This window comes from Haloarcula sp. H-hyl6 (assembly GCF_056934455.1).
Genome location: NZ_JBRIIK010000002.1, coordinates 346922 through 368309 on the forward strand (window position 1 = coordinate 346922; position 21388 = coordinate 368309).

21 protein-coding genes are annotated in these 21388 nt (G+C 67.3%); 7 read left to right on the top strand and 14 right to left on the bottom strand.

Annotated elements, in window-relative coordinates:
- The 11 genes from nuoK to Hhyl6_RS15190 all read right to left on the bottom strand — a co-directional run bounded on the left by nuoK (position 1) and on the right by Hhyl6_RS15190 (position 8422).
- Positions 1-303 carry an NADH-quinone oxidoreductase subunit NuoK gene (nuoK, locus tag Hhyl6_RS15140; protein ID WP_483740087.1) on the bottom strand — a complete coding sequence of 101 codons (303 nt, stop codon included), beginning with the start codon at positions 301-303 and terminating at the stop codon, positions 1-3.
- Positions 300-707: an NADH-quinone oxidoreductase subunit J family protein gene (locus Hhyl6_RS15145; RefSeq protein WP_483740088.1), complete on the bottom strand. Its 408-nt coding sequence runs from the start codon at positions 705-707 to the stop codon at positions 300-302. The genes nuoK and Hhyl6_RS15145 overlap by 4 nt, the downstream gene beginning before the upstream one ends.
- A complete protein-coding gene (locus Hhyl6_RS15150) occupies positions 704-973 on the bottom strand; it encodes an NADH-quinone oxidoreductase subunit J (RefSeq protein WP_483740089.1) in 270 nt (89 codons plus the stop codon). The genes Hhyl6_RS15145 and Hhyl6_RS15150 overlap by 4 nt, the downstream gene beginning before the upstream one ends.
- A gap of 149 nt (positions 974-1122) precedes the next feature.
- Complete coding sequence (locus tag Hhyl6_RS15155; protein ID WP_166971403.1) at positions 1123-1584, bottom strand: NuoI/complex I 23 kDa subunit family protein; 462 nt, start codon at positions 1582-1584, stop codon at positions 1123-1125.
- A 40-nt stretch (positions 1585-1624) separates the two neighbouring features.
- Positions 1625-2665 carry a complex I subunit 1/NuoH family protein gene (locus Hhyl6_RS15160; protein ID WP_483740090.1) on the bottom strand — a complete coding sequence of 347 codons (1041 nt, stop codon included), beginning with the start codon at positions 2663-2665 and terminating at the stop codon, positions 1625-1627.
- Positions 2665-4347, bottom strand: coding sequence for an NADH-quinone oxidoreductase subunit D (locus Hhyl6_RS15165; protein WP_483740091.1), 1683 nt, complete (start codon positions 4345-4347; stop codon positions 2665-2667). The genes Hhyl6_RS15160 and Hhyl6_RS15165 overlap by 1 nt, the downstream gene beginning before the upstream one ends.
- Before the next feature lie 2 nt (positions 4348-4349).
- On the bottom strand, positions 4350-5042 hold the full coding sequence (locus Hhyl6_RS15170; protein ID WP_483740092.1) for an NADH-quinone oxidoreductase subunit B: 693 nt from the start codon (positions 5040-5042) through the stop codon (positions 4350-4352).
- Complete coding sequence (locus tag Hhyl6_RS15175) at positions 5035-5448, bottom strand: NADH-quinone oxidoreductase subunit A (RefSeq protein ID WP_483740093.1); 414 nt, start codon at positions 5446-5448, stop codon at positions 5035-5037. The genes Hhyl6_RS15170 and Hhyl6_RS15175 overlap by 8 nt, the downstream gene beginning before the upstream one ends.
- A 237-nt stretch (positions 5449-5685) precedes the next feature.
- Positions 5686-6333, bottom strand: coding sequence for an AIR carboxylase family protein (locus Hhyl6_RS15180; protein WP_483740094.1), 648 nt, complete (start codon positions 6331-6333; stop codon positions 5686-5688).
- Positions 6334-6378: 45 nt separating this feature from the next.
- Entirely contained in the window at positions 6379-6771 is a 393-nt protein-coding gene (locus Hhyl6_RS15185) for a hypothetical protein (protein WP_483740095.1), read from the bottom strand.
- Positions 6772-6775: 4 nt separating this feature from the next.
- Positions 6776-8422 (bottom strand): uracil-xanthine permease family protein, encoded by a 1647-nt coding sequence (locus Hhyl6_RS15190; protein ID WP_483740096.1) that lies wholly within the window; start codon positions 8420-8422, stop codon positions 6776-6778.
- Between the two features lie 151 nt (positions 8423-8573).
- Between Hhyl6_RS15190 and Hhyl6_RS15195 the strand changes: the two genes are divergently transcribed.
- From Hhyl6_RS15195 to Hhyl6_RS15205, 3 genes are all read left to right on the top strand, one after another.
- A complete protein-coding gene (locus tag Hhyl6_RS15195) occupies positions 8574-10358 on the top strand; it encodes a PAS domain S-box protein (RefSeq protein ID WP_483740097.1) in 1785 nt (594 codons plus the stop codon).
- 68 nt (positions 10359-10426) lie between these two features.
- Positions 10427-11695 carry a HEAT repeat domain-containing protein gene (locus Hhyl6_RS15200; RefSeq protein WP_483740098.1) on the top strand — a complete coding sequence of 423 codons (1269 nt, stop codon included), beginning with the start codon at positions 10427-10429 and terminating at the stop codon, positions 11693-11695.
- Positions 11696-11734: 39 nt separating this feature from the next.
- A complete protein-coding gene (locus Hhyl6_RS15205) occupies positions 11735-13408 on the top strand; it encodes a phospholipase D-like domain-containing protein (protein WP_483740099.1) in 1674 nt (557 codons plus the stop codon).
- Positions 13409-13432: 24 nt separating this feature from the next.
- On the opposite strand, the gene han is transcribed toward Hhyl6_RS15205, so the two are convergent.
- Positions 13433-15346, bottom strand: a complete 1914-nt coding sequence (gene han / locus Hhyl6_RS15210) for a Hef-associated nuclease (RefSeq protein ID WP_483740100.1) — start codon at positions 15344-15346, stop codon at positions 13433-13435.
- Between the two features lie 151 nt (positions 15347-15497).
- Here han and Hhyl6_RS15215 point away from each other — a divergent pair, with 151 nt between their 5' ends.
- From Hhyl6_RS15215 to Hhyl6_RS15225, 3 genes are all read left to right on the top strand, one after another.
- Positions 15498-15995 (top strand): Mov34/MPN/PAD-1 family protein, encoded by a 498-nt coding sequence (locus Hhyl6_RS15215; protein WP_483740101.1) that lies wholly within the window; start codon positions 15498-15500, stop codon positions 15993-15995.
- Positions 15992-16420: an FAD synthase family protein gene (locus tag Hhyl6_RS15220; protein WP_483740102.1), complete on the top strand. Its 429-nt coding sequence runs from the start codon at positions 15992-15994 to the stop codon at positions 16418-16420. The genes Hhyl6_RS15215 and Hhyl6_RS15220 overlap by 4 nt, the downstream gene beginning before the upstream one ends.
- Positions 16421-16485: 65 nt before the next feature.
- On the top strand, positions 16486-17766 hold the full coding sequence (locus tag Hhyl6_RS15225; RefSeq protein WP_483740103.1) for a PGF-CTERM sorting domain-containing protein: 1281 nt from the start codon (positions 16486-16488) through the stop codon (positions 17764-17766).
- On the opposite strand, the gene Hhyl6_RS15230 is transcribed toward Hhyl6_RS15225, so the two are convergent.
- Both Hhyl6_RS15230 and ribH read right to left on the bottom strand, forming a co-directional pair.
- Positions 17763-18923, bottom strand: a complete 1161-nt coding sequence (locus Hhyl6_RS15230) for a pyridoxal phosphate-dependent aminotransferase (RefSeq protein WP_483740104.1) — start codon at positions 18921-18923, stop codon at positions 17763-17765. The genes Hhyl6_RS15225 and Hhyl6_RS15230 overlap by 4 nt on opposite strands.
- Positions 18920-19324: a 6,7-dimethyl-8-ribityllumazine synthase gene (ribH, locus tag Hhyl6_RS15235; RefSeq protein ID WP_483740105.1), complete on the bottom strand. Its 405-nt coding sequence runs from the start codon at positions 19322-19324 to the stop codon at positions 18920-18922. The genes Hhyl6_RS15230 and ribH overlap by 4 nt, the downstream gene beginning before the upstream one ends.
- Positions 19325-19414: 90 nt before the next feature.
- Here ribH and Hhyl6_RS15240 point away from each other — a divergent pair, with 90 nt between their 5' ends.
- A complete protein-coding gene (locus Hhyl6_RS15240) occupies positions 19415-21352 on the top strand; it encodes a flippase activity-associated protein Agl23 (RefSeq protein WP_483740106.1) in 1938 nt (645 codons plus the stop codon).
- Positions 21353-21388: the final 36 nt, after the last annotated feature.

Consider the following 21388-nt stretch of genomic DNA (forward strand, 5'->3'; position numbering starts at 1 on the left):
TTACCACCTCATCGTCGTCGCCTTCGTCACGTCAACGTCAGTGAAGTTGCGGTACAGCACGAGGATGATGCCGATGCCGATGGCGACCTCTGCGGCGGCCAGGGCCATCCCGAACAGCGCGAACACCTGTCCGGTCAGGTTGCCGTGCTGGAGCGAGAACGCGACGAAGTTGATGTTCGCCGCGTTCAGCATCAGTTCGACGGACATCAGGAAGACGAGCGCGTTCCGTCGGGTCAGGATGCCGAACAGGCCGATACAGAACACGGCCGCCGAGAGCAGGAGGTACGTCTCTGCGGGAATCACGCGTCGTCACCCCCCGTGGTCTCCTCGCCGCCGTCGGCGGCGACCGCCGGTTCGTCGGAGCCGGAGTCGTCGACGCCGAGGTCGACGATTTCGCCGGCCTCCTCGCGCCGGGCCAGCATGATGGCGCCGACCAGGGCCGCGACCAGCACGACGTCGATAATCTCGAACGCGACGAGGAAGCCCTCGCCGGGGACGGCCGCCTCGTTCTCGCCCATTATCGCGCTCGGCGCGATGTCGAACATCGCCGCGCCGAGGCTCTTGGTGATGGCGGCGGACTCACCGAATCCGGTCGGCGCCGGGAACGACGCCCCGAGGAACACGACGCCGAGGACGACGAACAGCGCGACGGCCGCCAGTCCCGGAAGGAGGCTCCCGTCGGTGTTGAGTTTCGGTTTGCTGGTCATGGTGCCACCTCGATGACGGTTTCGTCCTCCCGGGTGAGCATCACCGCGAAGGTGATGAGGATGAGGACGCCGCCGACGTACACCAGAATCTGCATCGTTGCGACGAACGCCGCTTGATTCATGACGTAGAACACGGCGACGCTGACCAGTGACACGCCCAGTAACAGCGCCGAATGCCAGACGTCCCGAACTAACACGACGCCTGCCGCGCTGCCCACCGTCACCAACGCGAACAGCGCGAACGCGATTGACTCGTACAGTGCCATCTTACTTTGAGACTCTTTGCGGCGTCCCTTTGAAGATTCCTCTTTCGTCTCGCCTGTAACGGGGACCATCACCGGACCATCCGGTGTCGATGGCGGAAAAATCGGCAATCGCTACACCCGACGACGCGGCGGAGAGAAAACCCGAGCGGTTACTGGTAGTCGACTTCGCCGTCGCCCTCGCCTATCCACGCACCCCGGTCGGGTTCGCGGGACTCGAGGGGGTCGATGTCCTTGTACCACGGCACGTTCTTGAGTTGCTCCTTGTCGTAGGCGAACTCGTCTTTCGTGTCCGCGGTGAACTCGAAGTTCTGGGTCAGCAGGATGGCGTCGGTCGGGCAGACCTCCTCGCACAGTCGACAGTAGATACACTGGCCGATGTGGAGGTTGTACTGCTCGCCGTTGCGCTGGTCGTCCATCACGATCTGGATGGTGTTGTTCGGGCAGACGTTCTCGCACTGCCGACACCAGATACACCGCTCCTGGCTCCACTTGTGGACGCCGCGGAAGCGGGGGCTCACCTCGGGGGCGACGTCCGGGTACTCCACCGTGAACGTCTCCCCGTCGAGGGCGTGTTTCATCGTCGTCGCCATGGACTTCAGGATGCCAATCATTAGCAGTTACCTCCAGCGTAGTCGGTCGTGAGTGCGGTCATCAGGCGATCACCCCGACGATGACCGCGGTCAGCAGCAGGTTCGCCAGCGAGAGGACGAGCATCCCCTTCCAGCCGATTTCGATGAGCTGGTCGATTCGGACGCGTGGAATCGCCGAGCGGGCCCACTGCGTGAACAGGAAGACGCCCCATATCTTGATGAGGAACCAGACGATGCCGGGCAGCACCGGCCCCGCCGGACCGCCGAGGAAGATAGTGGCGATGATGGCCCCGCCGAGGAAGATGTGGATGAACTCGCCCAGATAGATGAGGACGAAGTACACCGAGGAGTACTCCGTCTGGTACCCGGCGACGATTTCCGTCGGCGCCTCGGGGATGTCGAAGGGGTTGCGGCCGACCTCCGCGAGGTTCGCAATCATGAACAGCACGAACGCGAAGGGGTTGACGAACGCGTACCACGAGGGAAGCGGACCGATGAGGCTCTGCTGTTGGGCCGCGACGATTTCGCTCATCTGGAGCGACCCGGTGAAGATGACCACCGACGCCCCGGTGAGGATGAGCGGAATCTCGTAAGCCACGTTCTGTGCGACGGCGCGCAGGCCGCCGAGGAACGAGTACTTGTTGTTCGACGCGTAGCCCGCCATCACGAGACCGACCGAGGCGATTGAGGCCGTCGCGAAGACGTAGGCCAGGCCGACCTCGGGGTCGGCCAGGTGGATGCCGCTCCCCATCGGGATGACGGCGAAGCCCAGCAGTGCAGAACTCGCGATGATGAGCGGTGCGAGGTCCCACGCGGGCCGGTCGACGCCGTCGGGGACGATGAGTTCCTTCGAGAGCAGCCGGACGGCGTCGGCCACGATGATGAGCAGGCCGTACGGCCCGATTCGGTCGACGGCGATGCGGTCGGTGAACGCGGCGGTTATCTTCCGCTTCGCCCACGGACCGGCCAGCGCCGTGTTGGTCATCATCAGCGTCCCGATGAGCGCCGCGCCGACGAGGCTCATCAGAATCATGACTGGCGTGCTGTTCGGGTCGAGGCCGACGAGCTTCGCCAGTGTCTCCGGCAACGGTGCGGACTGCATCAGCGGTCCACCTCCCCGAGGACAATGTCGAGGCTACCCAGCGAGGCGACCATGTCCGGAACGTACTCGCCTTGGGACATCTCGGGCAGCGTCTGGAGGTTCGAGAAGCACGGACTCCGTATCTTGAACCGGGCGGGCTTGTCGGTGCCGTCCGACCGGATGTAGATGCCGAGTTCGCCCTTCGCGCCTTCGACGGCGCGGTATATCTCCCTGTCAGGGTCCGGACGCAGCGTCCGGGGGACGTTGGCCTGAATCTCGCGTTCGTCTTCGGGCCACTGTTCGAGGAGGTCGACACACTGCTCGATGATGCGGGCCGACTCTTCGACTTCGCGCATGCGCACGAGGACGCGGCTGAAGTTGTCGCCGCCCTCCTCGGTGACGACGTTCCAGTCGAGTTCGTCGTAGTAGCCGTACGGGTCGTCGCGGCGCAGGTCGTAGTCGACGCCCGAGCCACGGGCGACCGGCCCGGTCGCGCCGTACTGCTTGACCATCTCTTCGGAGAGGACGCCGGTGTCGACACACCGCATCTGGAATATCTCGTTGCCCGTGATGAGGTCGTGGTACTCCTCCAGTTTGTGCGGCAGGTCGTCGAGGAAGTCGCGGGTCTTCTCGAAGAACTCCTCGCGCGGTTCCGGCAGGTCCCACGCGACGCCACCGAGGCGCAGGTAGTTGAACATCAGGCGCTGCCCGGTGAGGTCTTCGAGGATGTTCTGGACGACCTCGCGGTCGCGGAACGCGTACTGGAAGATGGCGGTGAAGTCGCCGAAGACGTCCAGCGCGAACGTCCCGAGTGCGAGCATGTGCGCGGCGATGCGGCACAGTTCCGCGCTCATGGTCCGGATGACCTGCGCGTACTCGGGCACCTCGATGTCCGCGAGGTCCTCCGCGGCGCGGGCGTAGGCCCACTCGTTGAGGATGCCGGCCGAGACGTAGTCCCAGCGGTCCGGGTACGGCATAATCTGGTGGCGGTAGGTGCCGTTCTGGCACATCTGCTCCTCGCAGCGGTGCAGGTAGCCGATGTCCGGTTCGATGTCGGCAATCTGCTCGCCGTCCAGCACCGTCTTCACGTGGAGGACGCCGTGGGTCGCCGGGTGGTGCGGACCGATGTTGACGAACATCGTGTCCGGGTCGTCCTCGCTGCGGTGGTCCTCTTCGAGGGGGTTCGCGTTCTCACGCAGCGTGACGATCTGAGGCTGGTCCTGGTTGTAGTCCTGCGAGAGCGGGTGGCCCTGCCAGGTCTCGGGCAGGAGGATGCGCCGCAGGTCCGGGTGGTCGTCGTAGTTGATGCCGACGAGGTCGTAGGCCTCCCGTTCGTGCCAGTCGGCCGTCGAGTAGACGCGAGCGCCGGACTCGCTGGTCGGGTCGTCTTTCGTCGTCGGGACGACCACCGAGAGTTCCTGCGTGGGGTCGTCGAACTTCCGCAGGTGGTAGATAGATTCGTAGCGGTCGTCGTACTCCTGTGCCGTGACACAGGCACAGTGGTCGAACCCGGCCTCGTTCTTCAGCGTCGAGAGGACCTGCTGGACCTCGTCGGGACGGACGACGAACCCTTCGGCGTTGACGTGTTCCTCGCGGTCGAGGACGTGGCCGCCGAGCAGGTCGGCCAGCGCGTCGTAGTCGAGGCCGTCCTCGGTGACGCCGACTTCGCCCGCCGTGTCGGGTGTGGGTTTTTCCAGACTCATGGTTATGGCGAGTTGTCCCAGTTGTACCGCATGACGAGGTCGTCTTCGTCTATCTCGTCTGCGAGTTTGTCGACGAGTTCGTCCTGTTCGAGGTCACCGAACTGTTCGAGTTCGTACGGTTTGACCGTCACGGGCGAGGACTCGCCGTTGGCGATGCGCTCCTGCAGTTTGGCGACGCCGTACACCAGCGCCTCGGGGCGAGGCGGGCACCCGGGGACGTGGATGTCCACGGGGATGACCTCCTCGGCACCCTTGACGACGTTGTACCCCTCCTGGAACGGGCCGCCGGAGATGGTACACGACCCCATCGAGACGACGAACTTCGGTTCTGGCATCTGGTCGTAGACGCGCTTCATCCGCGGGGCGAACTTCGAGACGATGGTCCCCGGGACGATGATGACGTCGGCCTGCCGCGGCGACGCGCGCGGAATCCCCGCACCGAAGCGGTCGAGGTCGTGTTTGATGGCGTAGGTGTGAATCATCTCGATGCTGCAACAGGCGATACCGAACTGCAGCATGAACATCGAGGACCCCCTGACCCAGTTCATGAACTTGTCGAACTTGGTCAGGATGAACGGCGTGGACCCGAACGCCTCGCGCAGCGTCGAGTTGAACCGGTCGTCCACGCCCTCTCCCATACGGGCTTCCTGCGTCGATACGTCTTCGACCGCCGGTGGTGTTTGGTCACTACTCATATGTGTCTGCCCCCTTCGTGGCACGCGGACTGCGCACCCATCTGACTGCGCCGTTACGCCACGCCCAGCCGAGCCCGACGACGAGCACGCCGATGAACACGACCATCGGCAGCAGGGCCTTCGACATCCCCACCGCGCTGACGGCGTCGCGGTAGATGACCGTCCACGGGAAGATGAGGACCGTCTCGATGTCGAAGATGACGAACAGCAGGGCGACCATGTAGTACTGGATATTGAACTTGATCTGCCTGCTGCTGCCGGTCGGCACCTCACCGGACTCGTAGGTGGCGGTTTTGCCTTGTTCGGGCACGCGCGGACGCAGGAGGCTCGACACGACCATCATCGTGATGGGGATAGCGAGCGCCACGACCGCGAGTGCGCCGATGGCGATCCATGGATTACTCATTCCGGAATCTCCTATCGTCCGACGGTTAGAAGTACTGGCATATAAGGGTTGATAACCACTACGGCGGCGGTTTTCGGGCGGTTCGGTGGTGTTTAAACGGCGCCCCTGAATCTGCACCCTGCCTGTCTCGACGACCGTCGTGTCGCCGACCGTGACGGCTCTCGCTCCGGGTTACAGACGGGACGGCTTGCAGTCGCCGTTCGCGTCGGCGCGCGCTGCTCTCCGCTCGGGCCCTCGCTAGTCCCAGTACTCCGCTTTGAACCCGGGGGTCCCCAGTTCGTGCAGGTCCCGCGACACGTCGCCGACCTCCTCTTGGAGGCCCTCGTGGTACTCGACCAACCGGTCGCGCAGTTCGTCGTGTTCGCGCGCGAGTATCTGGGCCGCGGTCAGCGCGGCGTTGAACGACTTGCCGGCGTCGACGGCGGTGATGGGCGCGCCCTGTGGCATCCCGATGACCGAGTCGACCGACTTCTCCTGGACGGGGACGCCGACGACCGGTAGGGGGTAGGCGATGCTCGCGGTCATGTTCGGGAGGTCGGCGGACTTCCCGCCCGCGCCGGCGATGATGACGTCCACGCCGCGGGCCTCGGCCGTCTCGGCGTAGGCGTACATCAGGTCGGGCGTGCGGTGGGCCGAACAGACGAACGTCTCGAAGGTGAACCGGGCGTCGGGGGCGTCGGTGTAGTCGGTCTGCTCCTCGAAACCGAGTTCGTCCGCGAGGGCGGCGTAGGCGCCGGGGCGCTTGCCCTTCCCGCCGGCCATCGTCGGCAGGTCCGAGTCCGACCCCATCACGATGCCGACATCGGGCGTCAGGTCGGTCGGTCGGTCCATCTCCGCTTCCTCGTGCAACTGGTCGACGAGCGACTGAACGCTGTCTGCGGTCATAGGCGGGCGTGGGAGCGGCGGGGGCGTAAGTGTAGGCGGTTTCGGTCAGCCGTCGTCGACGACGGCGGCGAGGGCGTCGTAACAGGCCTGTGGCTCCGCGGGGAAACACCTGAGTGGTCGTGTCTCACCCGAGACGCTGATTCTGAGCGCCCCACGCTTGCGGTAGGTGAGTGCCGTGCTGACGAGGCCGGCGAGGACGAAGGCGCCGGCGAGCGGGAGGCTGCGCCCGACCGACGCGAGGCCGAACCCGACGAGACCGAGGCTCATCACGAGGAGGAACCAGTCGACGTCCTGTAGGGTCACCTCGACGACGGCCGAGAGTGGAACCGAGGCGCCGTCCTCGTCCGGACGCTCGACGAACACCCGCTCTCGCGTCACCGTGATGCGGCCGCCCCTTCGGAGGGCGCCCTCGTACACCGCCTCGCTCTCGCCGGCCATCGTCTCAGTCGTCGCCGGAGACGGGCGGTCGGTCGCCGTCCCGACCGCGCAGGCGGTCGAACACGGAGACGAACTCGTCGTCGTCCTCGGTGAGTTCCGCCCACGCCGCCAGCCCCCGTTCCTCCCGGGTGCCGGGGATGGTGTTGTCGAGGACGAACGCGACGAACCCGCCGACGACCATACCGGTGCCGCCGACGACGAACAGCGTCGTCGCCACGACGTCGGTGCCCAGTACCGCGCCGAGAACCGGGACGCCGGCCAGTCCCTGCTGGAGCGCCGTCGCGCCGGACGCGTCGAGGCCCTGTCCGACCTGACTCATGTACTCCGGGACGGCGAGGCCGGCGAAGAGGGCGAACCCCACGATGAAGATGTTGCGGTTGGCGTCGAGGTCGACGTACTTCAACTGCGAGAGGCCGACGGCGGCTATCTGTCCGAACATCACCATGTAGAGGCCGCCGATGATGGGTTCGGGGATGGTGGCGAACAGTTCTCCCATCGGGCCGAAGTAGCCGACGAGAATCATCACCGCGGCACCGATTTGGACCACGTAGCGGGAGGCGACGCCGGTGATGGCGATGGCCCCGACGTTCTCGGTGTAGGAGGTACAGCCGTTGCCGGTGCCCATGATGCCGGCGAAGACGTTGCCGACGCCCTCCATGCCGATGCCGTGGTCGATGCGCTTACCGCTCGGCGCGCCCTTCCCGGCGATGCGGGCGACGGAGTGGTAGTCGCCGAAACTCTCGACGACGGACGCGAGCATCCCGGCGAGCATCCCGACGACGAACCCGGGCGTGAACTGTGGGAGGCCCCACTGGAAGGGGTAGATGGGCTGGACCAGCGGTGCGCTGGCGACACTCCCGAGGGCGACGTAGCTCACCGACCCCTCGGCGAAGACACCCGTCACCGACAGAACGGCGGCGACGCCCCACGCGAAGGCGATACCCAACAGGACGGGGAACAGTTTGAACACGCGGTGGCGCCGGTCGAGGTACTGCGAGAAGACGACGATTGCGAGCATCGTCAGGCCGAGCAACCACCAGTTCTGTCCGGTCCCGGGCGCACCGAAGTTCGGGTTCGAAATCTGCGGGACGTTGAACAGCGCGAGGCCGATGAGCGCGATGACGGGCGCGATGACGACGGGACCCATGTACCGCTTCAGTTTTCCCATCACGCCGGTGTAGCCGATACCCATCTCCACGAGGCCAGCGACGATGACCGCGCCCTGCAACTCGACGAGCATCGTCTGCCAGTCGGCCCCCTGCTGTGCGAGGACGCCGATGATTGCCAGTCCCGGGGCGAGCATCGAGAACGTCCCGCCCTGCACGATGGGGTAGCGGTTCCCGATGGTCGTCTGGGCCAGCGTGGCGATGCCGGAGACGACGAAGAACGTGCCGATGAGACGGCCGACCTGTCCCGGCGCCGCCTCGAACATCCCCATCGCGCCCGCGAGACCGAGCGGAATCGCGACGGACGCGCCTATCATCGTCAGATAGTGTTGCACACCCAGCAGTATCGACTCGCCTCTGGGGGGTCTGTCCTCGATACCGTACTCCACGAACCCGGCGGCCGACGTCTCGCCCGCGACGTCGGGGCCCTCGGGGGTGAAGTCCTTCTCCACCTCCTCGAAGTCGTCCGCGCTGTCGGAACTCATGTCGTAACTACGCAGGAGGTAGCCACGGCGCCACAAATCTCTTGCCAGTTGGAGCGGCACCGCGGCGAACTGTCGGTCCGGCGCTGACGCCCCACCCAGCCGCGACAACGGGGTAGTCGATTTATACGTGTCGGAGTGTATGAATTACGGAATGCGTGACGACCGCCCCTCGTCTGCCGACCCCGCCCTCTCCACGTCGACCGCACTGGAGGCGCTGACGGACTCTCTCGTGGACTTCGGCTGCCTCGTCGACGCAGAGGCCCGCGTCACCGAGGTCGTCTGCGGGAGCCCCGCGGAGAGCGCCGCATCGACGGCGACGACCGTAGTCGGTGCCGACGTCTCCGACGTCTTCGTGCCCGCCGTCGCCGACGCGCTGCGTCCCGCTCTCGACTCGATACGGGCCGGAGACGGCGGGCAGAGCGTGACGGTCGACTTCTCCGGAGACGGTTGTCACCGATGGTACGAGGTGTGCCTCGCACCGCTACCCGAGGCGGTCGACGAGACGCTGGTGATGGTCAGGGAGGTGACCCAGTACGAACGAGAGCGCACCAGACTCGAACGACACCGCCGCTCGGTCTGGCAGATGCTCGACGCGTTGGACGACTTCGTCTACACGCTCGACGCCGACGGGCGACTCGTGGAGTGGAACGACAGGGTCGAGTCTGTCACCGGGTACGACGCGTCGACCCTCCGGGAGATGTCGGCACTGGACTTCGTCCCCGACGGTGACGTGCGCGCGGTGGAACGCTTCGCGGCACGGGTTCGCCGGCAGGGGTCCGCCAAAGCGGAGTTCGACGTCCAGACCCGCGACGGCGAGCGCATCCCCCACGAGTTCGTCGCCTCGACTGTGGAACACCCGGACGGAGAGCGCCAGATTATCGGCATCGGTCGCGACATCACCGAACAGCGCCGCCGAACTCGCGAACTCGAACGGCAACGGCGAGTGTTGGACGACATCCTGACCGCCATCGACGACGTGTTCTACATCATCGGACCCGACGGCACCTTCCGACGGTGGAACGACAGCCTGAACCGGGTGACTGGCTACTCTGACGAGGAAATCGACGGCGCGGACCCGACGATGTTCTTCCCGCCGGAAGAACACGAGCGCATCCTCCAACGGATGCTGAAACTGTTCGAGACCGGGTACGAGCGCATCGAGGCCCCGCTGTGCACGAGCGACGGGGAGCGGATACCGTACCAGTTCGTGGCCAACACCTTCGAGATGCCCGGCGGCGAGACGGTCATCTGCGGCGTCGGCCGCGACATCTCGGACCGGATAGAACGCGAACAGCAGATAGGCGTCTTCGGCCGGGTGTTGCGACACAACGTCAGGAACGAGATGACCGTCGTCTTCGGGGAGGTCGACTACCTCGAATCGGTCGTCCCCGAGCGGTCCGTCGACCACGTCCGGCGAATCGAACGGGTTGCGGAGTCGCTGCTCGACGTCTCGGAGAAGGGCCACTCCATCACCGACCTCCTCCTCGAACCACAGTTCCGAGAGCGGATTCGACTCGACGACGCGGTCCGCACCGCCGTCGACGTCTGCCGCGAGGCCTACCCGAACGCCGAGTTTACCGTCGACGTGCCAGAGGGGACGGACGTCCTCGCAGTGCCGTCGTTCGGCCGCGCGCTCGAAGAACTGTTCGAGAACGCGTGCCAACACACCGACGACCCGTCCATCGTCGTCTCCGGTACTGTGGAGGAGCGAGGCGTCTACCTGACGGTCGCCGACGACGGCTGTGGGTTGCCACCCAACGAAGCCAACATCATCACGCGGGCGGTCCCGATAACGCCGCTGTTTCACGGCCTCGGGATGGGCCTGTGGCTGGTGCGGTGGATAGTCCGGCGGTCGGACGGCGTCGTCACGTATCAGGACAGTCCCGACGGGGGCGCACAGTTCGACATCTGGTTGGAGTCGGCCGCCGGCAACTGAAACACCGGGCCGACAGCCCCAATCCCGAAAGGAAAACGCTCTTAGCCCGGACCGACACATCTGCGTACATGAGCAACGGGGACGACGAGAGCGCCGAGGACGCGCCCGACGAGGCGGCCGACGGCGCGAGTAGCGAGGAACTCGAATCGCGGCTGGACGAGGCCGAGGAGCAACTCGAGGCCGCCGAGACGGAATCCGACCTCGACGAAGTCGAAGCGACCCTCGACGACGTCGAGAGCGACCTCGAAGCGGCGGACCTGCCCGAACCCGACGAGGACGACGAGGACGCAGAGGACCCCCGCGAGGAACTCGAATCGCGCCTCTCGGACCTCCGCGACGACCTCGAGGCACAGCGCGGCCCCTACGCCGAGGACGTCGTCGACACCGTGGAGACCGCACAGGACACCGTCGCCGACAGCGAGTGGACCGACGACGGGGAGTCTGAGGCCCACGAAGCCGTCGAGACGTTCCTCGCGGCCAGCGAGGAGTACGTCGACCACGACGCGGACGCCGGGTCGGACCTCGAGGACGCGGCCGACGCCCTCGGCACCGTCGCCGACGCCATCGAGAGCGCGGACCTGGACGCCGACGACGACGAGGAGACCATCGCCGGACTCCTCGACGCCGCGGAGACGCTCGAAGACGACCTCGAGGCCGCCGAGGTCTGGGACGACCTCACAGTACGGGAGCAACTCGACTACAAGGGGTTCTACGACGTCCTCACCAACGAGAACCGCAAGGACTTCCCGCCGGAGTGGAACGCCGCGAAGATTCACGCCAAGGAGGGGAACCTCGACATCGTCCTCTTCGCGCTGGAGATTCTCGGCTCGGAGTTCATGGAGGAGTACCTCATCGACATCCTCTATCACCTCGGGAGCGACGCCGAACCCGCCTTCGACGTGATGCACCAGCGCGCACAGAAGCGCGACAAGGGCCCCATCAAGGTGCTGGGCAAAATCGGCGACGACCGCGCCACCGAGACGCTCCACGACTTCATCGACGGGGACGGCGACGCCGCCCTCCAGAAGGTGACGCTCCGCTCGCTCGGCGCCATCGGCAGTCCGGAGTCCGTCCAACCGGTCGCCAACCGCCTCGACGCCGACGACTCCGAGATTCGGTCCTCTGCGGCACGCGCGCTGGGCCTCCTCGGTGACACCCGCGCCGTCTCGCCACTGGCCGACGTCCTCGAAGGCGACGAGAGCGACGAGGTCCGCGCCTCCGCCGCGTGGGCGCTCCGCCAAATCGGCACCGAGGACGCACTCGACGAGGCCGCCCAGTACGCCGACGACCGCGCGTACCTCGTGCAGGCCGAGGCCGAGAAGGCCGAGAGCGCGTAGGCCGAACCCTTTTGTACGGAGGGGCGACCAGCCCCGCCGATGCAGTCGTCCGACCTCACTCGCGGTCGCGCCGCTCGCTCGCGGAGCTGGCCGCGTCTCGCGTCCCTCGCACTCGCCGCGCTCTTGCTCGCCAGCACCGCCGCCGTCACCGGGGGCGTCCCACCGGACGAGACGCCCACCGAGACCGACCCGGCGACGCCTCCGACCATCCACGCGGTCTATCCCGACCCGGTGGCGGGCGGCGACAGGGGCGAGTTCGCCGTCCTCGAGGTACCGGCGGGTACCCACCTCGGAGCGTACGCGCTCACCGACGGCGACGCCACGGTAAGCCTCCCGAACGTGACGGTCGGCGGGCGAATCGTCCTGTCGGCTCACCCTGTTCGCGTCCGGAACCTAACGGGCGGCCGCGTCTACGGCGTCGGTTCGGGACTCGCACTGGCCAACGGGGGCGACACGCTCAGACTCCTGCGAAACGGGAGTACGGTCGAAAGCGTCCGGTACGGCACCGCAGAGGAGGGGTCCGTCGGCGTCGTCTCCGGCGCGACGATACGTTGGCGACCGCTCGGTGCGACCGACCGGCCGGTCGTCTCGGGACGGGCCGACGACGTCCGGGCGTTCACACTCCCCGACGCCCCCGCCGCGCCGGTCGAACCGCTCCGACGGGCCGACGAGCGTCTCCTCCTCGCTGGGTACACCCTCTCCTCGGAACGGGTGGCCGACGCACTCGTCGTCGCCCACCGCCGCGGGGCGGAAGTCCGGGTTCTGCTCGAGGGGTCGCCCGTCGGCGGCCGCACCCGCGCAGAGGCCCGAACCCTCGACAGACTGGTCAGGTCGGGGGTCGAGGTGCGTCTCGTCGCCGGCCCGCACGCACGATACAACTACCACCACGCGAAGTACGCCGTCGCCGACGACCGGGCGGTGGTACTCACGGAGAACTGGAAACCGGCGGGGACGGGCGGCAACAGCAGTCGCGGATGGGGCGTGACGACGGCACAGCCACGGGTGGTCGGAGGCCTCGCCGAGACGTTTCGTGCCGACGCGGGGTGGCGAGACGCGGTCCCGTGGTCCGAGTACCGCCGGGGTCGCCAGTTCGAACGGGGCGAGCGGGCCGAGACGAACTATCCGTCGCGGTTCGAGCCGCGCTCGGTCGCCGTCGACCGAACCGACCTGCTGGTCACGCCGGACAACGCACAGGGGGCGCTGGTCGCCGAACTCGACGCCGCCGACGAGTCCGTCGCGGTTCTCCAACCGACGGTCGGCGGGTGGGACGAACCGCTGATGCGGGCGCTCCGCCGGGCGGCGAACCGCGGCGTCGAGGTGCGACTGCTCTTGAGTTCGGCGTGGTACGTCCGCGAGGAGAACCGCAGGACCGTCGAGCGGTTCGAGGCGTGGGCAGACCGGACCGGCGCGCCGCTGATGGCCCGCCTCTCCGACCCGCAGGAACGCTTCACGAAGGTTCACGCGAAAGGCGCGGTCGTCGACGGCGAGCGGGTCGTCCTCGGCAGTCTCAACTGGAACGAACAGGCGGCGACGACGAACCGGGAAGTGGTGCTGGTCCTCCACGGGACCGAGGTGGCCGAGTACTTCGGGCGGGTGTTCGAGGCCGACTGGTCGGGCGGCCGTCCGAGTCTGCCGATGGTGCTGGTCGGTGCCGTTCTCGGCGTCCTCGCCGTGGGCGCACTCGCCGCTCGACGGGTGCGGTTCAGGCGATAACCACGGAGAAAACCGCCGCGCCGCTCAGACTTCCTCGGGCAGGGCCGTCGAACTGCCGAGGTCCTCGTCTATCTCGGCGTCGGCCATCTTCTCGACCAGCGCGTCGATGACGGCGTCGCGCATCCCCGAGACGAACTTGATGGACCCGACGACGAGGTGGCCGCCGCCGGAGACGCCGCCGCCGTCGACCTCCTCCGTTAGTTCGGTGACCATCCGCGGGATGTCCAGACGGACGCCGTCACTCCGGAGGACGGCGAAGTCCGGACCGTAGCCGATAGTGATGACTGGGTCGCCCGTCTCGGCGACCTTCCGGTCGTGAATCTCGCCGGTCGTCTTGCCCGGCGCGGGGTAGGTGAATCGGTGGGCGTGGTTCTCCACGTCGATGCGGTAGAGGTGCGCGCCGTTGTCCAGTCGCTCGTGTTCGACGTGGCTCATCGCCGCGTCGAGTTGGTCCTCGACGTCGCGTTCGGCCTTCTCGGCGAGGAAGTCGACGAGTTCGCCGTGTCGCTCGCGGTCGTCGCAGTCGACGTTGAGCACGTCGCTGATGAGTTGTTCGCCGGAACTGTATCGGAGCCAGTGGGTGGCGTAGTCGAGGGCCTCGCCGATGTCGCGCAGGTCGGCCTCGTCGTAGCCCTTCTCGGCGGCGAGGTCCAGATAGTCGCCCATCGCCTCGCTCTCGGAGCGGTCCGAGAGGCCGGCGACGGCGGGGACGTGCTGCAGGTCCTCGGTGAGGTCCGGGTCTATCATCCGGGCCAGTTCGACACAGAGCATCCCCGTCGTGATGCGGTAGTCCTCGTCGTGGAGGTAGGGGTTGACGTGTTGCTCGATGAGCGGTTCGACGGCCTCCGGGTCCGGGTGGTGGTGGTCGACGACGACCACGGGGATGTCGTAGTGCCGGAGGTTGCGGTAGGCGGGCGTGTCCTCCTCGGTCGACCCGTTGTCGAGCATCAGGACGAGTGGGAGTTTCTGGCCGTGACGGGTGCGGTCCTCCAGCGCGAAGTTGAGGTCCCGCGTCACGTCCTCCATCTCGTAGTACGGGGCCTTGCTCGGGAGGCGCTTGAGGAGGTGTTGGGGGGCGTCGCCGTCCTCGTAGTGGTCGGCGATGAACCGTTCGAGGGCGACCTGCAGGGGGACGCTGGCACAGAGGCCGTCGCCGTCGGCGTGGTGACGCATCCGGATGGGGCGCCCCTCCAAGACGGTCTTTCGGAGTTCCGTGGCGACGTCGCGAAGGTCGTCCCACAGTTTCTCGAAGGCGGGCCACTCGACCAGCGGGTCGATGTCCGCCGGTTCGGCGGCCGACGTGAGCGCCTCGTCGAGTTCCGACTCGACGGTCGCGGCCTCGTCGCCGTCGAGGACGGACAGCGAGTCGACCTCGACCTGTACGCCGCCGTCTCGCTCCTCGGCGCGACCGGAGATACGCACGACGTCGTCTATCGCCACCTCTGGGTAGGCGCGAACGCCGGCCTCCTCGAAGGCGGCACACGGGACGATGCCGGTGCCGTCTCGGACCTGAAACACCGTCGGGCCGCCGGTCTGTTTTATCTGGACGACCTGTCCCTCGACGACGACGGTGTCGCCCGTCTCCTCGTCGAGGTCCGTGACGGCCGCGGCCGTTCCGTGCGGGACGTGTTCGTGTTCGTAGTCGTTCAGGCGGACCTCCTCGAAACTCAGGTCACCGTCCGGACGGACCTCGCCCAGTTCGACCACGAGGTCGTCGCCGACCTCGTAGGTGCCGAGCAGGTTCGAACTGTGGACCAGTCCGGACACCTTCTCGGAGAGGTCGACGAAGACGCCGTAGTCGACGACGCCGTTGACCGTGGCCCGGTAGCGAGACCCCTCTTCGACGTCCTCTGCGGTACACTCGGCAGCGAGATCGTAGACGATGGTCCCCCCGTCGGGAACCGCGGCACCGTCGTCGGTGCCAGTTGGCGGAGACATTTGGCGTCCCTTCGTCACTCCCCCGTTTGTACCCTTCGAAATCGCTGGCTAGACGCCGGCGGCACCCGCGCCGAACTCGCGGAGACGCCCGCACACCGGTCGAACTGCCGAGAGCGGAACCCTTAGAAAGCGCCCGACCCCACCTGCGTACATGGGCCTCTTTCGCTCGGGCGGCGTCCTCGGCATCGCCGAGTCGGCGCTCGATTTCGCGCGGGCCGCGTCCGAGGAGTCTCATCCGAACGAGTACATGGGACTGCTCCGCGGCGACGACGCCGCGACGCTCGGACTCGACGAGGAGGGGACCGTCCTCACGGACGTCTTGGTCATCCCCGGGACGGAGTCGAACCCCGTGAGCGCGACGGTCAAGACCAGCATGGTGCCCAACGACCTGCGGGCCGCGGGCTCTATCCACTCACACCCGAACGGAGTCCTCAAGCCGAGCGACGCCGACCTCGCCACGTTCGGCCGGGGCGACGTCCACATCATCGTCGGCTACCCGTACGGCCCCGACGACTGGCAGGCCTTCGACAACGACGGCGAGCCAATCGACCTCCCGGTGCTGGACGTCGACCCACCCGAGGAGGCCTTCTTCGACTTCGACCAGAGCGACATCGACCGGGAACTGCGCGAGGAGGAGTTCGACTCGTGAGCCGCGTCGTCGCACAGGGGACCTTCGACATCCTCCACCCCGGACACGTCCACTACCTTCGAGACGCGAAGGGGATGGGCGACGAACTCCACGTCATCGTCGCCCGGTCGGTCAACGTCACCCACAAGGAACCGCCGGTGATTCCGGACGAACAGCGCCGGGAGATGGTCGCCGCGCTAAAGCCCGTCGACGAGGCGCATCTGGGCCACCCCGAGGACATCTTCGTCCCCATCGAGCGCATCGACCCGGACGTCATCGCGCTCGGGTACGACCAGCACCACGACGAGGAGAAACTGCAGGCGGCGCTGACCGACCGCGGCATCGACTGCGAGATTCGCCGTGCGAGTCCGCTGGACCGCGAGGACCCCGACCGGTTGCTCTCGACGGGCCGTATCATCGACAGAGTTCTCGACGAGCGGGCTTGAAGAACGAGCCTTGTGTCGCAGGGTCGACCAAAAGCACTTGTCCGTGAGCGTGCTTGTGGCCGCCCATGCCCCTCCACCGCCGCTCCGTCCTCGCCGCACTCGCCCTGTCCCCGATGGCGGTTCGTCTCGCCGGCGCGACCGAGACACAGTCCCTCGCCGTCGACTGGCGGACGACGGTCGGCGACGGCAGACTGCTCGACAGCGCCCGCGTCGACGGCCGGACGCTGTTGCTCACCGCCCCGTCCGACCGGACCGCCGCAGTCCACGCCGTCGACGACGACGGGTCGAACGCCTGGTCCCGGCGATTCGACGACGTCCCCTCGCCGGAGACAATCACCGGAACCGAGGACCGCGGACTCCTCGTCGCCGGGCGCACAGAGACTGACGACCGGGTACTGGTCGCACGATTGGCGGCCGACGGGACGCCGTCGTGGCGACACCGCGTATCCGTGGGGTATCACGACCGGAAACTCGGGGTCCAACCGCTCGACGGCGACAGGATAGTACTGATCTCGAACGCCATCAGCACCCACGCGGTCTCGGCCCGTCTCCAGTGTCTCGACTCGTCGGGGGCCGTCCGCTGGGACCACACCCGCGACGGGTTCGGGGCGACCATCACCGACAGTCTCGACGGCGACTTGGTTGTCGGTGGCTACGCGTACAAATCGGCGTTCGGCGGGTGGCTCGACCGAATCGACGCGGACGGCCAGGCAGTCTGGGACCGCCGGTGGGAGGAGTACACGGACGCCGCGCGGTTCGGACCCGGCGGCGGCGTCGCCGCGGCCGGCGTCTACGAGGACGACGGGACGGACGCGTGGCGCATCAGCTATCTCTCGGACGACGGCGGGATACAGCGCGAGTGGACACACAACTTCGCGGGGGACGACCGCCCAAGCCCGCGGGCGGCGATGCGACTGTCCGACGGGAGCGCCCTCTTCGTCGGCGAACAGGACGGTTCGGCTCGGATTCGACTCCTCCGGACCGGTCCGCAGGGGTCGCCCGACACCGTCACGCTCGAACTGTTCGACGCGGCCGTCGCGCCCCACGACCTGTTCCCCGTCGACGGTGGTGTCCTGCTGACCGGCGATTTCGAGTCGGCCTCGGACGGCGGTAGTTGGGTGGTCCGTCTCGGCGACGCCGGGACGCCGACGAGGTCCGCCACGCGGACCCGAACGACGCGGACGGGAACCGACACCGAGGTGACGCCCTATCCACCGCCACCGACGGACGTGACCGAGGCGACGACCGGGGACAGTGGTCCCGGATTCGGGCCACTGGCGGCGCTAGCGGGACTCGGGGCCGCGTCCCTAGCGCGACTTCGAAACGGCGAGAAAGACGCTGATTAGATGAGGTCGTGTTCGGCTAGTCGGTCGACCGCTACCTGTAGCCGGTCCTTGCTGTTGGCGTAGGAGATGCGGGCGTAGCCGGGCGTCCCGAACGCGCTGCCGGGGACGGTGGCGACCTGTGCCTCCGAAATGGCGGCGTCGCACCACTCGGTGTCGTCGCCGTCGGGGGCGACTTCGGGCATCATGTAGAACGCGCCCTGCGGTTCCGGGACGTGGACGCCGTGGTCCTCGAACAGGCCCATGAGGAACTCGCGGCGCTCGGCGAAGGCCTCGCGCATCTCCTCGACGGCCTCGTCGGTGTTGGTCAGCGCCTCGACGCCGGCGTGCTGGACGAAGTTCACCGCACAGGAGACCGAGTGGGAGTGGACCTTCCCGGCCTGCGAGACTAGTTCTTCCGGCGCGGCGAAGTAGCCCAGCCGCCACCCGGTCATCGAGTAGGCCTTCGAGAACCCGTTCAGGGTGACGGTGCGGTCCTCCATCCCGTCGAGAGTGCCGAGGCTCGTCGCTTCGACGCCGTCGTAGGTAATCTCCTTGTAAATCTCGTCGGAGATGACGGTGATGTCGTGTTCGACGGCGAGGTCGCGGACGCCTTCGAGGGCGGCGTCGGAGTAGACGGCCCCGTGAGGGTTGCCCGGGGAGTTGACGACCAGCAGAGCCGTGTCGTCGGAGACGGCTTCCGCGAGGTCGTTGAGCGCGCCCTCTAGCTGGAAGTCGTGGGCGGCGGTGTCGACGCGGGTGAGCGTCCCGCCGGCGAGTTTCGCCATCGCCTCGTAGGAGACCCACGCGGGGTCCAGCAGGGCCACCTCGTCGCCGTCGTCGATGATGGTCTGGAACACCTCGTAGAGGGCCTGCTTGCCGCCGGGCGTGACGATGAGGTTGTCGGTGCCGTACTGGGTGAGGCCGTCGTCGTGGAGTTTGTCGACGAGCGCCTCCTTCAGTTCGGGGATGCCGTTCGACGGCGTGTAGCCGGTGTGGCCGGCGTCCAAGGCGTCCTTGGCGGCCTGCTTGATGTTCTCGGGCGTGTCGAAGTCGGGTTCGCCGACGGAGAGGTCGACGACGTCCTTGCCCTCGGCCTCGAGTTCGGCGGCCTTGTTGCTAATCGCGAGCGTCGCGCTCGGCTCTACTCGTTCGACGCGGGAAGCGAAGTCCATAGTCATAGGTTTGCGAGTTCGATGGCGCTCGTGACGGCCGAACCGCCCTTGTCGGTGCGGGCCTCGGCTTCGTCCTTGCTCATGCCCGGACCGATGATGCCCAGCGTGACGGGGGTATCCCTGTCGAGGGACACGTCGGTCAGGCCCTGTGCGGCGGCGTCGGCGATGACTTGGTCGTGGTCCGTGTCGCCTTCGATGATGACGCCCAAGACGGCGACGGCGTCCACGTCGTCCCGACGCGCCAGTCGGTCGGCGGCCAGCGGCGTGTCGTAGGCCCCCGGAACGGTGAGCGTCTCGACGACGTCGGCGTCGTGGTCGGCCGCGGCCTCGGTGGCCGACGCTCTCATCGCGTCGATGACGGCACCGTGTTTGTCGTACTGGGCGACGACCAGTCCGAGCTGCACCATATCTGTGTGGGTGGGTGTCGTCCCTAAAGAACTACCGTTCCGGCGTCGGAAACCAGAAGGGTTCTAACGCCCGCTGTGCTTGCACCCCACATGGCTACGTCGAGCGGTGTGTTGCCCGCCCTCCAGCGAACGCGGCGTCGTGTCGCCTCGTGGGTGCACACCGACGAGTACGCGACGGTCAAACTCGTCGCCGGCATCACGCTCCTCGCATTCGCCCTGCGACTGGTCGCGCTCGGACGGCGCGTCGCCCACTTCGACGAGGGCCGCGTCGCCTACTGGGCGTGGCACTTCGGCGAGAGTGGGTCGTTCGCCTACCGCTACATCATCCACGGCCCGTTCGTCCAGCACGTCGACCGGTGGCTGTTCGCCGTGGTCGGCCCCTCGGACTTCGCGATGCGGCTCCCCGTCGCCGTCGTCGGGGCTCTCTTGCCCCTGACGGCGCTCCTGTTCAGGCGACACCTCCGCCGGACGGAAGTGGTGGCGGTGGCGCTCCTACTGGCGGTCAACCCCGTCCTGCTGTACTACTCGCGGTTCATGCGCAGCGACATACTCGTCGCCGCGTTCATGTTCACCGCGTTCGGGCTGCTCGTCCGCTTTCACGACACCCGGAAGCCCCGCTACCTCTACGGGGTCGCCTTCTTCATGGCGCTGGGGTTCGCCTCGAAGGAGAACGCCCTCGTCTACGTGCTGACGTGGCTGGGGGCGACGGGGCTGTTGCTCGCGAAAGTGTTGGTCCTGCCCAACGGCTACCGCGACGCCGTGCTGTTCGCCACCGACACGCCCTCCGCGGGCGAGATTCGGGAGCGCGTCGTTGGCCGTGTCAAGGGCGACGTCGCCCTCGTGGTCGGGACGGCCCGGTCGTTCCGCGAACGCCACGACCATCCCGGGCAACTGCTCGGCGCTTACCTCGGACACGTCGTCGTCGCTATCGGGCTGTTTCTGGCCATCTCGCTGTACTTCTACGCCCCTCGCGGGGCCGGCGTCGCCGGCATCCAGCACCCGCCGGCCCCGCCCTCGGCCGGGTCCGTCGGGTTCTGGGAGGGGGTGACCAACCCGGCGCTGTTCGACGACCTGTTGCGGGTGACCTACGACCGCGTGGTCGCCCAGTGGGGCGAGTGGCTCAACCCCGCCTCCGAGAAGACGTTCGCGGACTACGAGCGTCACCTCGGCGTGTTCGTGAAGGCGCTGGCGCTCGCGTCGGCCCCGCTGGCGGCGTTCGCCGGCCTCGGGTACGTCCTCGACAGACTCGGGTACACGGCGCCGCGGCACCTCGTCCCCTTCCTGTTCTACGGTGGGTTCGTCTCCATCTTCGGCTACCCGCTCGGCACCGACATCGGCGCACCGTGGATTGTGGTCCACGCCGTGGTTCCGCTCGCGGTCCCCGCCGGCGTCGCCCTCGCGGCGGTGTTCCGCTGGGGCCTGGAGTCGCTGACGGCCGACGACGAGACGGGCGTCGCCATCGCCGCCGTCGTCTTCCTGCTGGTGACGCTGCTCGTCGCGAACGTCGCGGTCACGCGAGTCTACACGAACACGACGGCCGACGGGAACGAACTCGTCCAGTTCGCCCAGCCAGAACAGGAGGTCCGCGAGGCACTGACGGAGATGGACCGCATCGCCGCGGCACACGACGGCGGCCCCGACGTCGTGGTCTACCACGGCGAGTCGGGCGACGCCTACGACGAGAACAACGCCTACGTCGAGGAGAGCAGAGAGACGTGGGACGACGCGTGGTGGAACACCAAACCCACCTGCATACAGTGGCACAACACGCTGCCGATGCCGTGGTACTTCGCCGCCGACGACGTCTCGGTGGCCTGCGAGAACGAGGAGACGGCACTCGGGGTCCGCGCCATGCAGAACCAGCCACCGATAATCATCACGCAGGAGTACGACTCGACGGTTCCGCGTGACCGACTGCGGGCCGCGGGCTACTCGGGCGAGAGCTACATGATGCGCACCAGCGGCTACAAGAACGACTTCACCGTCTGGACCCACGAGGAGTACGCCGACAACGCGACCGGCGAGTGACTAACCCGGTGTCACGGCCCACCCCTCGTCGGCACA